The sequence below is a fragment of the uncultured Granulicatella sp. genome (assembly GCF_963528315.1).
GTDB lineage: Bacteria > Bacillota > Bacilli > Lactobacillales > Aerococcaceae > Granulicatella.
This window is the reverse complement of the sequence record NZ_CAURVV010000001.1, coordinates 1-14,617: the sequence shown is the minus strand read 5'-3', so window position 1 is coordinate 14,617 and position 14,617 is coordinate 1. Positions and strand designations below refer to the sequence as shown.

Annotated in this window: 12 protein-coding genes; 1 reads left to right on the top strand and 11 read right to left on the bottom strand. The window is 33.8% G+C overall.

Features of this window, described 5'->3' with window-relative positions; all coding sequences use genetic code 11:
• Positions 1-75: 75 nt before the first annotated feature.
• The 5 genes from RYK07_RS00060 to RYK07_RS00040 form a co-directional block, all read right to left on the bottom strand.
• Complete coding sequence (locus tag RYK07_RS00060) at positions 76-705, bottom strand: TIGR01906 family membrane protein (RefSeq protein WP_314851820.1); 630 nt, start codon at positions 703-705, stop codon at positions 76-78.
• Positions 706-707: 2 nt separating this feature from the next.
• The gene (locus tag RYK07_RS00055) at positions 708-1,487 is read right to left on the bottom strand and encodes a TIGR01457 family HAD-type hydrolase (protein WP_314851819.1); all 780 of its coding nucleotides are present in this window, start codon (positions 1,485-1,487) and stop codon (positions 708-710) included.
• Positions 1,488-1,489: 2 nt separating this feature from the next.
• Positions 1,490-2,278, bottom strand: coding sequence for a YutD family protein (locus RYK07_RS00050; protein WP_314851818.1), 789 nt, complete (start codon positions 2,276-2,278; stop codon positions 1,490-1,492).
• A gap of 13 nt (positions 2,279-2,291) precedes the next feature.
• Positions 2,292-2,783 carry a Cys-tRNA(Pro) deacylase gene (ybaK, locus tag RYK07_RS00045; protein ID WP_314851817.1) on the bottom strand — a complete coding sequence of 164 codons (492 nt, stop codon included), beginning with the start codon at positions 2,781-2,783 and terminating at the stop codon, positions 2,292-2,294.
• A gap of 134 nt (positions 2,784-2,917) precedes the next feature.
• Complete coding sequence (locus RYK07_RS00040) at positions 2,918-4,495, bottom strand: peptide chain release factor 3 (RefSeq protein ID WP_314851816.1); 1,578 nt, start codon at positions 4,493-4,495, stop codon at positions 2,918-2,920.
• A gap of 190 nt (positions 4,496-4,685) precedes the next feature.
• On the opposite strand from RYK07_RS00040, the gene nrdI reads away from it, so the two are divergent.
• A complete protein-coding gene (gene nrdI / locus RYK07_RS00035; protein ID WP_314851815.1) occupies positions 4,686-5,150 on the top strand; it encodes a class Ib ribonucleoside-diphosphate reductase assembly flavoprotein NrdI in 465 nt (154 codons plus the stop codon).
• A 37-nt stretch (positions 5,151-5,187) separates the two neighbouring features.
• On the opposite strand, the gene RYK07_RS00030 is transcribed toward nrdI, so the two are convergent.
• From RYK07_RS00030 to polA, 6 genes are all read right to left on the bottom strand, one after another.
• Positions 5,188-5,871 (bottom strand): hypothetical protein, encoded by a 684-nt coding sequence (locus RYK07_RS00030; RefSeq protein WP_314851814.1) that lies wholly within the window; start codon positions 5,869-5,871, stop codon positions 5,188-5,190.
• Positions 5,872-6,160: 289 nt separating this feature from the next.
• On the bottom strand, positions 6,161-8,011 hold the full coding sequence (typA, locus tag RYK07_RS00025) for a translational GTPase TypA (protein WP_314851812.1): 1,851 nt from the start codon (positions 8,009-8,011) through the stop codon (positions 6,161-6,163).
• 192 nt (positions 8,012-8,203) lie between these two features.
• Positions 8,204-9,001, bottom strand: a complete 798-nt coding sequence (gene proC, locus RYK07_RS00020; protein ID WP_314851811.1) for a pyrroline-5-carboxylate reductase — start codon at positions 8,999-9,001, stop codon at positions 8,204-8,206.
• Positions 9,002-10,249, bottom strand: a complete 1,248-nt coding sequence (locus RYK07_RS00015; protein ID WP_314851935.1) for a glutamate-5-semialdehyde dehydrogenase — start codon at positions 10,247-10,249, stop codon at positions 9,002-9,004. It abuts the gene before it with no gap.
• Positions 10,250-10,259: 10 nt separating this feature from the next.
• Positions 10,260-11,366, bottom strand: a complete 1,107-nt coding sequence (gene proB, locus RYK07_RS00010) for a glutamate 5-kinase (RefSeq protein ID WP_314851810.1) — start codon at positions 11,364-11,366, stop codon at positions 10,260-10,262.
• Between the two features lie 29 nt (positions 11,367-11,395).
• Positions 11,396-14,050 carry a DNA polymerase I gene (gene polA, locus RYK07_RS00005; protein WP_314851934.1) on the bottom strand — a complete coding sequence of 885 codons (2,655 nt, stop codon included), beginning with the start codon at positions 14,048-14,050 and terminating at the stop codon, positions 11,396-11,398.
• Positions 14,051-14,617: the final 567 nt, after the last annotated feature.

The window sequence follows — 14,617 nt, the reverse complement described above, 5'->3', positions numbered from 1 at the left end:
AAGAAGTGTAAAAAAATACCTATCGCTTAAAGTTACCTCTAAACGATAGATAATCACGAAATTTTATAGTTTTATTTACATCTGTTCCTGTTTTTTAATCCATCTCTGTATCCCAATAATCCCAAAGACAAGCCATAGAAATACGATTAAAAAGCAAATCATAAAAAATTCTTCTGGCAATACTTCGATAATTGGATCTAATTTTGGATCAAATATCCATGCTGAATTATGGAAAAATAATTCATGGAATTTTACAAAAATTACATCGAAAAAGCTCACTAAACATACGACAAATAACAGTGTTGCATATAATATTCCTTTTAACGGAGTAAGTAATAGAAATAATTTTCTTTCTTTTTTCAACCTTCTTATCAAAACAAGTGAAACAATCGTAGAAATCACTGCAATACCGAAATTAATCATAAATAAACGTTTCACTTCTTCAAAGTGAAATAATCCTTGAGGAGAACTCGGAAAATCTGGCATGACTAATTCCTTAATCCAAGGTCTTGTTAAATACGATATCAATACATGATAATTCTCCATTAATTTTGCTGTAGAAATTCCACTATGCTGTTCTAAGCCAAATAATAAAATAACACCTCGAAATAGTGGCTCAAAAAAGATGACAAAGGTAATTGCTGTACTCAATAAGAACAATGCTAAGACAATCGAAAAACTCCATCTTTTTATGGTTGTAGACATTCTTATACCTTCCACTCACTTAAATTATTCACTAGATGCGTAGGTTGTGCTACTCCTTCTAAATCTTCTCTTGTAGAGAATCCTGTTAAAACCATTAATGTATCCATTCCATACTGAATTCCAGCTTGAATATCTGTTTGGTAGTTATCTCCAACCATTGCAATATCTTCTTTTGTAAAATGTTGCTCTGGATATTGTTGATTCAAATAGTTTAAAGCTGATTCCATAATAATACTACTTGGTTTCCCCATTACAATTGGCTCTTGTTGTGTTGACATTTTTAAAAATGCTGTAATAGAGCCTGATCCTGGAATAAATCCTTTTTCACTTGGAAGATTAGAGTCGATATTCGTTACAACAAATTTTGCACCCGAACGAATCGCTAAAGTGGCAGCTTCTAATTCAGCATAAGTTGTATCACGATTTAGCGATTGTAATACGACATCTGGATTTTCCCCTACAAGTTCATAGCCTCTTTCCACCGCTTGAGTTTTCAGTGCTTCTTCTCCGACAATCATTAATTTTTTACCAAAGTTTTGACTTTCTAAAAAGTCCATAGCTGCGACTCCACTTGTATATACTTCATTTTTAGTCACTTCTACTCCATAATTCTCTCTTAAATTATCAGCGACTTGTTGTGGCGTTTTTGTAGCATTATTTGTTACAAATAAAAATGGAATATTGGCTTTTTGCAGGCGACGAATAAATTCTTCTGCCGTTGGAATACGTTCTTTTCCTTTGTACATCGTTCCATCTAAATCAATAAAATATGCTTTATACATGCTTATTTCCCTCTTTTTTGTGGTTTTTCTCGAATATCAAATCTCTTATTAGGATGATTATTTTTTTGTTTCATTGGTACATTTTTTTGAAATTTTGTTTGATCGACTTCTTTCATTGAAAAATTACGTCCTTGACGTTTAGATTTCACTGGTTGTTGAGAAGATTGCGTATCCATATGCAAACTTTCTTTATGCGTCATTTCTTTCAGTCCAAAATCTTGTTTTGATGCTTCTTTCATATCAAAATTACGTTTTTTAGATGTAAAACGATTATTTTTTTGCGAATTTCCTTTAAAGTTCTTGTCTTCCACTCGTTCATTATTGAAACGCTTATTATTTCTTTTTTGTTGTTTATTTTTTGGACGTTTTGGAATTCCTTCATCTTCTAGAACAACTGGTTTTACATTTGGATCTCTCTTTAATACAAAATAACGACAACCAAAATTACAAAATTCGTAAATATAATCTTGTAAGAATGCAATATCCTTATCTGGAGTTGCTAGTCTATTTTTTGATTCATAAAATCCTTTTAGACGTAATTTTTCATGTCCCCAGTCACCAACAATGTACTCATATTTTTCAAAAATATCTTGATAACGCGCATTAAAGGCATCTAATTCAAAGCCTTCACGATAGTCTTCAACAATTTCATAATGTACTTCTTTAATTTTCACATGAGTTTCGTCTACCCAAAATACAACACGTTCCACTTCCTGTTCTTGTGGTGCGACAATTTCTTCTAAAACTTCATTTAATTCTGTTACAGTTGTTTCTTCTTTTACTTCGCTCATATAAATTCCTTTCTTATTGATTTTCTAGATTATCAAACCATTCTGCTCTAGTTAATTTTTGTAAATCTTCTGGTGTTAATTCCATTTGGATTCCTCTCTTACCTGCTGAAACTCGAATCGTCTCTTGTTCTTTAGCACGTAAGTCAATATAAGTTGGAAAACTTTTTTTCATTCCGACAGGTGAACATCCACCTCGAATGTATCCAGTCAAACCTTCTAATTGAGATACTGGGATTAGCTCAACTTTTTTATTTTTAGATGTTTTTGCTAAAGCCTTCAAATTCAATTCATGATCAGCTGCAACACAAGCTACTAAATAACCTGTTTTATCTCCATGTAATACAATTGTTTTGTATACTTGATCTACTGAAATGCCCATTTGTTCACTCACATGAACGGCATCTAAATGCTCTTCATCCCATTCATATTCAAAAATTTGATATTGAACTTTTTGACGTTCTACCATACGAATGGCATTTGTTTTTATATTTGCTTTCTTTTTCATTATATCCAACTCCTACTGCATTAGTGTATCATATTTTCACTTGAAAATCAGTTAGATTTCCCTAAAACATTGCTTACACGAAAGAAAACCGTAGAGAAAGAAACATTCTCGTTCTTCCTCTACGGCTATTTTAATTAGAATAATGATTTTAATTCAATCGATGGATGTTTGTCTTTAAACCAATTCAAGGCAAATTGATTTTCAAACAAGAATACTGGTTGATCGAATCTATCTCGACATAATAAGTTACGACTTGAAGACATATTTGGATCTAAGTCTGCTTCATCAATCCAACGAGCAATTTTACTGCCAATTGGTGTCATCACAACTTCCGCATTATATTCATTCATTAAACGATATTGGAATACTTCAAATTGTAGTTGACCAACAGCTCCAAGAATATATTCCCCTGTGTGATAAGTTTTATATAATTGGATAGCTCCTTCTTGCACTAACTGTTCAATTCCTTTATGGAATGATTTTTGCTTCATCACATTTTTAGCAGCTACTTTATTGAATAATTCCGGTGTAAATTGTGGAAGTGGTTCAAATTGAATCGCTTGTTTTCCACTATAAATCGTATCTCCAATTTGGAAATTTCCTGTATCGTATAAACCGATAATATCTCCTGCAACTGCGGCTTTTACCGTTTCACGAGCATCTGCCATAAATTGTGTTGTATGAGATAATTTCATTTTCTTTTGAGAACGATTGACAGTAATATCCATCCCTGGAGTAAATTCCCCAGAACAAATTCTTACAAAGGCAATACGATCTCGGTGAGCTGGATTCATATTTGCTTGAATTTTGAAAATAAATCCACTAAATTGTTCTTCTAATGGTTCAACTTTATCTCCAGATTCTGTTTTCTTAGCTGAAGGACTTGGTGCAAAATCCACAAAGGCATCTAAAAATGTTTGGACACCAAATCCTGTTAAGGCAGAACCAAAGAATACCGGTGTTAATTTTCCTTTTGCAATGGCTTCTTCACTAAAGTCATTTCCTGCTTCTAATAATAATTGAGCATCTTCAATCGCTTGTTCATATAAAGTCGATTGTTTGAAAGCATAATCACCTTCCACTTCTCCATCTTCATTCAATGGTAAGAAGTCATTATCTCCATTTTCTTCGGGATGCATTAATTCTACACGCTTGTTATAAATATCGTATAGCCCTAAAAATGTTTTTCCCATCCCCATTGGCCAGTTCATTGGATAAGCATCAATGCCTAATACTTCTTCTAATTCTGCAATCAACTCTAATGGTTCACGTCCATCACGGTCTAATTTATTAATAAATGTAAAAATTGGAATCCCACGCATACTACAAACTTCGAATAATTTCTTTGTTTGTGGCTCAATCCCTTTAGCACTATCAATAACCATGACCGCACTGTCTACTGCCATTAATGTACGATACGTATCTTCAGAGAAATCTTCGTGCCCTGGTGTATCCACAATATTAATATGATTTCCATCATATTCGACTTGCATTACAGAACTCGTTACAGAAATCCCACGTTGTTTTTCAATTTCCATCCAGTCTGATTTTGCAAATTTACCAGTCTTTTTCCCTTTAACAGTACCTGCTTGACGAATCGCTCCACCATATAATAATAATTGTTCAGTAATCGTTGTTTTACCCGCATCCGGGTGAGAAATAATGGCAAAAGTCTTACGTGAAGAAACTTCTGCAGCTAATTGATTTGACATGTATAAATCTCCACTTCTATATTTTTCTAAACGTTTCTTTAGTATTATAGCTGATTTTACAGTTTTTGAAAAGCAAGGTCTTATGCATTTTTCACATTTCAAAAAATAAAAACTCTTTTTAATTCTATTCTAACCTCCATTGGTTTTATAGCTTTTTTGTGCTATCATACTTACATCAAGGAGGGATTTTATGGATCAATCATTAACAATTGCATATATTAGTTTAACAGGAAATACTCATAGTTTTGTTACAAAATTAGTGGAGTATTTTAAATTTCAACAATCCTCTTTAAAAATCGAACTCATTAATGTTAAAGATTTAATTCGTGATGATACAGAGTTTTTTGAAGTAGAACATCCTACTATTGCCTTTCTTCCAACCTATTTAGAAGGTGGAAATGGTGTAGACACAGGCTACACTGAAATTCTAACCAATCCTCTTGGAGATTTTCTTGCCTATAATGAAAATTACAAAAAATGTTTCGGAATTGTCGGTAGCGGAAATCGAAACTTTAACAAACAATTTTGTTTAACTGCTCGTCAATATTCTGAGCGATTCAACTTCCCTGTATTAGATGAATTCGAATTACGTGGCACTCAAAGAGATATCGAACGAATTGGACAAATGATACTTGAAAAATTGAATATACTATAACAAAAGAGACGATTTTACTCGTCTCTTTTTGTATTCTTTATGAAATCGTCCATGATCCCATCTTTTTAGTACTGGATTTTAAAACATTAGCGATTGAAGCATCTACTTCTAAATCCTCTAATTCTTTTGGAATTACAATTTTTTCTAAGAAAATAGCTGATTTATTTACAAATCCTTCTTGTTTAAATCTATCATCCTTTAGAACATACTGTGTAGCAATTCTACTAGAAGAAGAAACTGTATCTCGTATTTCTAATAAATCTTTCGATACTTTATAAGAGTCACTCCTAATTTTAACATAAATAAAATTTCTATCTTTTCCAAGATAAACAACTTCTTCTTGTAGTTGAGTCTTTTCGTACAATTGTTCCGGATATTGATTCGGATTATTCTTCCCACGATAACTTTCCTGTTCAAAAACAGAATACTGTTCTTTTGAAAATGGTTTTCGTACATAATCACGTACAGCTGGAGTAAGTTGACTCATCCACTGAATTGTAGAATGATACTGTACAAAATTTCTCCCTAAATAAATACCCGTTGGAATAATTAAAAACATTACTAATAGAAAACTAATAATCTTTTGCTTTTTATTCGCATATAAAACCATCACCAACAAAAAGAATAGTATTAAAGCTACTCCAATAATTCCTAACCAAAACTTGTCATAATAAAATTTTTCCGCATCTACAAATGTTTGATACAAATCTACTTCTTTCATACACTTCTCCCCTTTAGTAGCCCTTATTATACGCCTCTAAGGAAAGATTGAAAAGAAATCTAGAAAAAAAAGACCTTGCATAATAGCTTTAGCAATGAGACTCACTTTTGTAAGCTTGCTTGCATTCATAACTACTATTAGCAAAGTCAATTTATATTCGTACTCTTATAATAATACGTTTAAAATAGAAAAGACTTTGCATAATAGCTTAAGCAATGAGCCTCGTATCAAGAAGGCTGCTTGCGCCGTAGCTACTATTAGCAAAGTCAGTTTCTATATAGTATAAATATTAGTTATTTTCAGCTTCTGCTTGTTTTTTACGTTTATTTGCTTTTTCACGCTCACCTTTGTTTAAGATTTGTTTTCTTAAACGAATCGTTTCTGGTGTGATTTCGCAATATTCATCATCTGATAAGAATTCTAATGATTCTTCTAATGATAATTTCTTCGGTGTTTTAATCACAGAAGTTTGGTCTTTCGTTGCTGAACGAATATTTGTTTGTTGTTTTGCTTTCGTGATGTTAACCGCTAAGTCATTTTCACGAGAGTGTTCCCCAACAATCATTCCTTCATAAATTTCTGTACCTGGTTCAGTGAAGATTACTCCACGGTCTTCAACACCCATAATTCCGTAAGTTGTTGATTTACCAGTATCTGTAGAAACTAATGCACCATTTCTACGTCCGCCAATATTTGCAGAAATATATGGTAAATATTGATCGAATGTGTGGTTCATAATTCCGTATCCACGAGTCATTGATAAGAACTCAGTTGTATATCCTAATAATCCACGAGCTGGTACTAAGAATACGATACGAACTTGTCCATTTTCACTATGTTGCATATCTTGCATTTCACCTTTACGGTTACTTAATGATTCAATAATTGAACCCATATATTCTTCTGGAGTATCAATTTGTACACGTTCAAATGGTTCGCATTTTACACCATCAATTTCTTTAATAATTACTTCTGGACGAGATACTTGTAATTCGTATCCTTCACGACGCATATTTTCGATTAAGATTGATAAGTGTAATTCTCCACGTCCTGATACAATCCATGCATCTGGTGAATCTGTTGGTTCTACTTTTAAAGATACGTCTGTTTGTAATTCACGCATTAAACGTTCTTCGATTTTACGTGCTGTTACGTATTTTCCTTCACGTCCAGCAAATGGTGAGTTATTTGTCAAGAATGTCATTTGTAATGTTGGTTCATCAATGTGTAAAACAGGTAATGATTCTTGTGCATCTACTGGTGTTACAGTTTCTCCAACGAAGATATCTTCCATTCCTGAAACAGCGATTAAGTCCCCCGCTTTTGCTTCATTGATTTCTAAACGATTTAATCCGAAGAAACCAAATAATTTTGTAACACGGAAGTTTTTCTTAGTTCCATCTAATTTTAATAGAGATACTTGGTCACCAACTTTTACAGTTCCACGGAATACACGACCGATACCAATACGTCCTACATAATCATTATAGTCTAATAATGATACTTGGAATTGTAGTGGCTCATCTGAATTATCAATTGGCGCAGGAATATGTTCGATAATTGTATCGAATAAATAATCCATTGTTTGTTCTTGATCTGCAGGATTATCTGACATACTAGAAGTTCCGTTTAATGCTGAAGCATAAACAACTGGGAATTCTAATTGATCATCATCTGCTCCTAATTCGATAAATAATTCTAATACTTCATCGACCACTTCTTCTGGGCGAGCAGCATCTCGGTCAATTTTATTCACTACTACGATTGGTGTTAAATGTTGCTCCAATGCTTTTTTCAATACGAAACGTGTTTGAGGCATTGTTCCTTCATAAGCATCTACAACTAAAACTACACCGTCTACCATTTTCATGATACGTTCTACTTCTCCACCGAAGTCCGCGTGTCCTGGTGTATCCATGATGTTAATACGAGTCCCTTTATATTGAACAGCAGTATTTTTCGCTAAAATCGTAATACCACGTTCACGTTCAATATCGTTTGAGTCCATTGCACGTTCTGATAATTCTGTACGTGCATCTAATGTTTCTGATTGTTTTAATAATTCGTCTACTAATGTTGTTTTACCATGGTCAACGTGAGCGATAATGGCAATATTACGAATATCATTTCTTAATTTCATGTTTTCCTCCAATTTGTAACAAAATGAAAGTGATGGAATACGCTTAAAAAGGGAATTTCCATCACTCAAACCTCTTTTCAACTCAGAAATTATACTACAAAAATCTCACAAACTCAATTCATATGATTATTTAACCCATACATTTGTATGATTTTTTTCACATCAGTAAAAATTGAGTTCATGTTCACTTCTTCATTGTCCTAATTCTTCTGTTCTTTCTTTGGCACGTCTAGTAGCCTCGATGACACTTGATCTAAATCCTGTTTGTTCTAATGAAATTACTCCAGCGATTGTTGAGCCTCCTGGGCTACAAACTTTTTCTTTTAAAATAGCTGGATGCTCCTTCGTTTCACCAACCATACTTGCAGATCCTTTTACTGTTTGAGTCGCTAATTGCAACGCAACTTCTCTAGATAAGCCCATACTCACTCCTGCTTCTGCTAATGCTTCAATAAAAATATAAACAAAAGCTGGTCCACAACCTGCTAATGCTGTAGCAGCATCTATTTGAGCTTCCGGTAATTCAACTACTGTTCCAGCTGATTGCAATAATGAAACAAAGACTTCTTTATCTTGTAAAGATGCTTTTTCTCCCAGAGAAAAACTAATCACACCTTCTGCTACTTCTAATGGTGTATTTGGCATCATACGAATCCAACGATGACGAATATCTGTCATTGATTGTAACTGTTCTAAAGTCACTCCTGCAGCCATACTAATTAATAGAATGGACTCTCGTCGCTCTAAAATATTCTTGTTTTCTTCTAATAACGCTTGAATTTGATTTGGTTTTACTCCTAGAAAAATCACATTAGCTTGTTCAAAGACTTCTCTATTAGTGACTGCTTTAGCTTCTAATATTTCTGCTAACTTCACTGCCTTTTCATGAGTACGGTTCGCAAGTAATACTGGATAAGTTTCATATTTTGCAGCAATGGTCGCAATGACGCTTCCCATATTTCCTAAACCAATGATTCCAATGGTTTTCATTTATCTCACCTGACCTTCTCCATACACAATGTATTTATAAGTTGTCATTTCTTTTAAGCCCATTGGTCCTCTAGCATGTAATTTTTGAGTAGAAATACCCATTTCACATCCTAAGCCAAATTCTCCACCATCGGTAAATCTTGTAGAGGCATTGACATAAACGGCTGCACTATCTACTCTTGTTGTAAAGTATTCAATCGCATCATTTGATTCTGAAATAATTGCATCAGAATGATGAGTACTGTGCGTTTCAATATGATCGACTGCTTCTTCAATCGAACTAACGACTTTTACAGCCATAATATAATCAGAAAACTCTGTGTCAAAATCTTTTTCTTGAGCTTTCACTCCTGAGATGTATTGAGCTGCTTTTTCATCAACTCTTAATTCAACTGCTGGAATATGATTATCCACTAATGTTTCTTTTAATAACAGTAAAAATTGAGGCGCAATCGCTTCATGAACCACACAAACTTCCATCGCATTACATACAGATGGACGACTCATTTTAGCATTTTCTACAATCTTTATCGCTTTAGCTAAATCTGCATCTTTATCAATATAAATATGCACAATTCCTGTACCTGTTTCTATAACTGGAACAATGGCATTTTCAATGACTGCACGAATTAATCCAGCTCCACCACGAGGAATTAACACATCAATAAAGCCTTTTGCTTTCATTAATGCCATCGCACTTTCCCTACTTGTATCACTCACTAATTGAATACATTCTGGAGAAATTGATGTTTTAGCTAATCCCTTTTTCAAGGCTGTCACAATCGCAAAAGCACTTTGATAAGCTTCCTTCCCACCTCTCAATACGACTGCATTTCCACTCTTAATCGATAATGCTACTGCATCAGACGTCACATTAGGTCTGCTTTCATAAATAATTCCAATCACACCAAATGGTACTCTCTTTTTCTTAATTTGAATATTTTGTGCACCGACTGTTTCTTCAATGACTTCTCCAACTGGATCTGGTAATTGAGCTACTTGACGAATGCCTTCAGCCATTGCTTGAATTCTAGCTTCATCTAATCTCAAACGATCCAACATTACTTCTGAGATATGTCCTTTTGCTTTTTCCAAGTCTAATGCATTCGCTTTTAAAATAGCATCTGTATCTTCTAATAATGAAAGAGCCATTGCTTCTAGTGCTTCATTTTTGGACTCTGTTGAAGCAATATTGATTTCTTTTTTAAAACGATTCACCGTTTCTAACAATTGTTGTGTCGTCAATATACATGCCTCCTTAAAATTCTTGTTCTAATAATTCTAACTCTCCAGAAATCGTCATCCAATCATCTCGATGAATCACAATTCCTTTGCGATTATTTTTCGATAATTGTTGTGCAATAGCGTATTTACTTAGACGAGTTTGTCCTTTTCCAATCACTTGATACTGTTCATCGACAACTGTCACAATTTCGGATTCATAAAACTCTCCCTCAACTGCTTTTACACCTGAGATTAATAAGCTCTTTCCTTCTTCTTGTAAAGCTTGTTTTGCTCCAGCATCTACAACTAATTTTCCTTTACTTTTTGCATATAAAGCAAGCCATTGTTTATGAGTTTTCATAACTTTTTCTTGCGCTGTAAAATAAGTTCCATCCACTGTTTGGTGAGCAGCTTCAATTAATGCTTGTTCTTTTAAAGATGAACAAATATAAACAGGAACACCAGCCATTGTCGCAATCGTTGCTGCTTTAATTTTCGTATACATTCCGCCAGTTCCATTACTAGAACCAGCTCCTCCAGCCATTTCGACTAATTCTTTCGTAATTTCATCAATCGTATCAAATCGTTTTGCATCTGGATTTTTCGAAGGGTTGTCATTATATACGCCATCAACATCTGTTAATAAAACTAATAAATCTGCTTGTACCATTGCAGCTACTTGCGCACTTAATGTATCATTATCGCCCACTTTTAATTCCTCAATTGAAACTGTATCATTTTCATTAATAACTGGAATTGCATGACGTGTTAATAATACAGATAATGCTTGATGAGCATTATTGTAACGACGTTTATCCACAAAATCATCTTGCGTTAATAAAATTTGTGCAGAAACAATACCTTTCATTAATAAATTAGACGTATATTCTTCTAATAATAAGCCTTGTCCTACTGCAGCAGAAGCTTGTTTATCGGCAATCTTTGTTGGGCGTTTTTTAAATCCTAACGAAGAGAAGCCTGCAGCAATTGCCCCAGAAGAAACTAAAATTAATTCATGTCCTTCTTCATGCAAGGCTGCTAATTGTTGCGTAATAGCTTTCACTTTTGCACGTGACAAGCTTCCATCAGGATTTGTTAATGAACTTGTTCCTACTTTAAACACAATTCTTTTATGCTTCATTCTGTTTTCCTTTCTACTAAATAATCAACCTATTTTGCTTCATACCAGTTATTGCCAATATTACTATCTGCTTTTAGTGGCACGGATAAGCTTACAGCATTTTCCATCACTTCTTCGACTAAGCTTCGTAAACTTTCAACTTCTTCTTCTGGAACTTCAAAAATTAATTCATCGTGTACTTGTAATAATAATTTTGCTTGGAAATTTCTTTCTTGCATTTCTCGATCTAATTCAATCATTGCTACTTTCAAAATATCTGCAGCTGTTCCTTGAATCGGTGAATTCATCGCTGTTCTTTCTGCAAATGAACGAATATTAAAATTACTTGCATGAATTTCTGGTAAATAACGACGACGATGGAATAATGTCTCCACATAATCTTTTTGACGAGCTTCCGCTACGATCGTTTCCATGTAGTCTTTAACGCCTTTAAACTCTTCTAAATAACGATCAATAAATTCTTTTGCTTTTTTACGAGGAATATTCAGATTTTGAGAGAGTCCATAATCACTAATTCCATATACAATTCCAAAGTTAACAGCTTTTGCCTGTCTTCTCATACTACTTGTCACTTCTTCAGGATTTTGGATTCCAAATACACGCATCGCTGTATTCGTATGAATATCCATATTATTTTTAAACGCTTCAATCATATGAACGTCATTTGCCATATGCGCTAATACACGTAATTCAATTTGAGAATAGTCACTTGATAAAATCTTCCAATCTGGTTTACTTGGTAAAAATGCTGAACGAACTTGACGACCTTCTTCTGTACGAATTGGAATATTTTGTAAGTTCGGATCTTGAGAACTTAAGCGACCTGTTTGCGTCAAGTTCTGTACAAAACGTGTATGAATTTTGCCATCTTCACTGATAAAAGTTTGTAAACCTTCTACATAAGTTGAATTTAATTTTGCTAGTTGGCGATATTCTAAAATAGACTCAACAATTGGAGCTTGTGCAGCTAATTTTTCTAATACATCGACTGCTGTTGAATAACCTGTTTTTGTTTTCTTAATCACTGGTAAATTCATTTTTTCAAATAAAATAACACCCAACTGTTTTGGAGAATTAATATTAAATTCTTCGCCGGCTAATTCATAAATCGTTTGTTCAATTTCTTTTAATCGTTCTTCAAACTGTTGACCCATTTCGATCAATCGATTTTGATTAACATGAATGCCTTGAATTTCCATACGAGCTAAAATATCACTCAACGGTAATTCCATTTCCCAATAGAGATGAATTTGTTCATTTTCCTCTAATTGTTTTAATAAACGTTTTGGAGAAGATGCTAATACATAAATTTTAGCAGCTAAATGATTCCAAAATACTTCTTTTTCTTCCGGAACTTTAATTTTAACGCCTTTACCATATACTTCTTCATCAGTCTTCAAGATTGAAATACCAAATCGTTTCGCTACATCATAAATCTCATTTACGATTTCATTGGCATCCACTAGATAAGCTAATAGAGAAACATCGTATTTTGCACCTGCTACTGTTAAACCAAAGCGGTTTGCGAATACTTTCATCGCTTTCGTATCAAACATACTTTTCTCAATTGTTTCATCTGCTAACCATTGTTTGAACGCTTCAGACTGAACAGCTGAATCAATAGAAGTAACATACACTTGTTTCTCATTACCGAATGCTACTGCCAAGACTGGCGCAACATGATAGTTGTTATCAAATGTTTCAAAATGAAGAGTTGTTGTATCTTGCAATTCTTTTTCCGTAATCGTTTCAATCCATTGAACATTTGGGCGTTCTATACTTTCTTCCTGAACAACTTGTCCGCCATTTTTATTGAGTAAATCTTTTTGGAATGATTGGAAACTCATTTCTTTATAAAAGGCTATTAGTTCTTCAAGATTTTCTTCTTTTCGAATTGTATCTGCTACAGTAATTTCTAATGGGGAGTTGATGTCGATTCGTGCTAAAGTTTTACTTAAAAAAGCTAATTCTTTATCTTGAATTAAATTGTCTTTAAGCTTACTTTTTTTCATTTCTTCGACATGTTCATAAATGCCTTCTACACTTCCGTATTCTTGAAGTAATTTAATGGCAGTTTTTTCACCAACTTTTGTAACTCCTGGGTAATTATCTGATGAGTCGCCCATTAGTCCTTTCATGTCGATAATTTGTTCTGGTGTTAGTCCATATTTTTCGTTGATAAATGCAGGAGTATATTCGACTAATTCGCTCACTCCTTTTGTTGTTATTTTAACGGTAATTTCTGGAGTCGCTAATTGAATTAAGTCTTTGTCTCCGGATAAGACAACTACTTCAAAGCCTTCTTTGGCTGCTTGATGGGCTAATGTTCCGATAATGTCGTCGGCTTCGTATTGGTTTAAGCGATAATGTGGGATTCCCCATGCGTCTAATAAGACGTTAAAGTATGGCATTTGTTCTTTGAATTCTGATGGTGTTTTTGCTCTACCACCTTTGTATTCTGCATACATTTCTGTACGGAAAGTTGTTTTTCCTGCGTCCCAAGCTACTAATACATGGGTAGGATTTTCTTGTTCTAAGATTGTTTTAAACATTCGGTGGAATGAATATAATGCGTTTGTATGTAATCCGTTTTGATTTTTGAATCGGTTTAGATCTAAGATTGAGTAAAAGGCACGAAAGGCTAAGCTGCTGCCATCTACTAGTAATAATTTTTGTTTCACGATAGGCTCCTCAATTCTTCACAATGTTATTTTCAGTGTACCATATTTTTATAAAAATTTGCATTGATAGCCTATGCGTAATAACAGCAAGAAGCAAAAATATTTTTTGTTTATGTGGTCGCCAGTAGACCTTGCGGTCTCTTGGCTAAAAATCGAGCCTTGGTCTCGATTTTTACCTGTAATGGAAGCCAACCATGGCTTCCATTACTTTCACTACAAAAAAATTTTTACTTCTTGCTTTTAAATCTTCTTGGCCTCTTTTCAATTCCGATAAAATTTTTTAAAACGTAAATTTATCAATGAACTTAAACTCCATAACAGAAACCCTAGCCTAAACTTTTCCCGTAGCAGTAGTAAAAGAAACTGGTTTACCAGATTCTTTTACCGGAAAATTTGAGACCTTAGGCTCAAATTTTAGCAATGAGACTCGCTAAAGCGAGGCTGCTTGCGACGTTGCTACATTTGAAAAGTTTAGTCTAGGGTTTCTGTTTACGCCAAAAAAAGCATGAAACAATGGCTCATCGACAAATTCTGTTGGTGAATCAAATTTAACACCAAATTAAGCCTTTA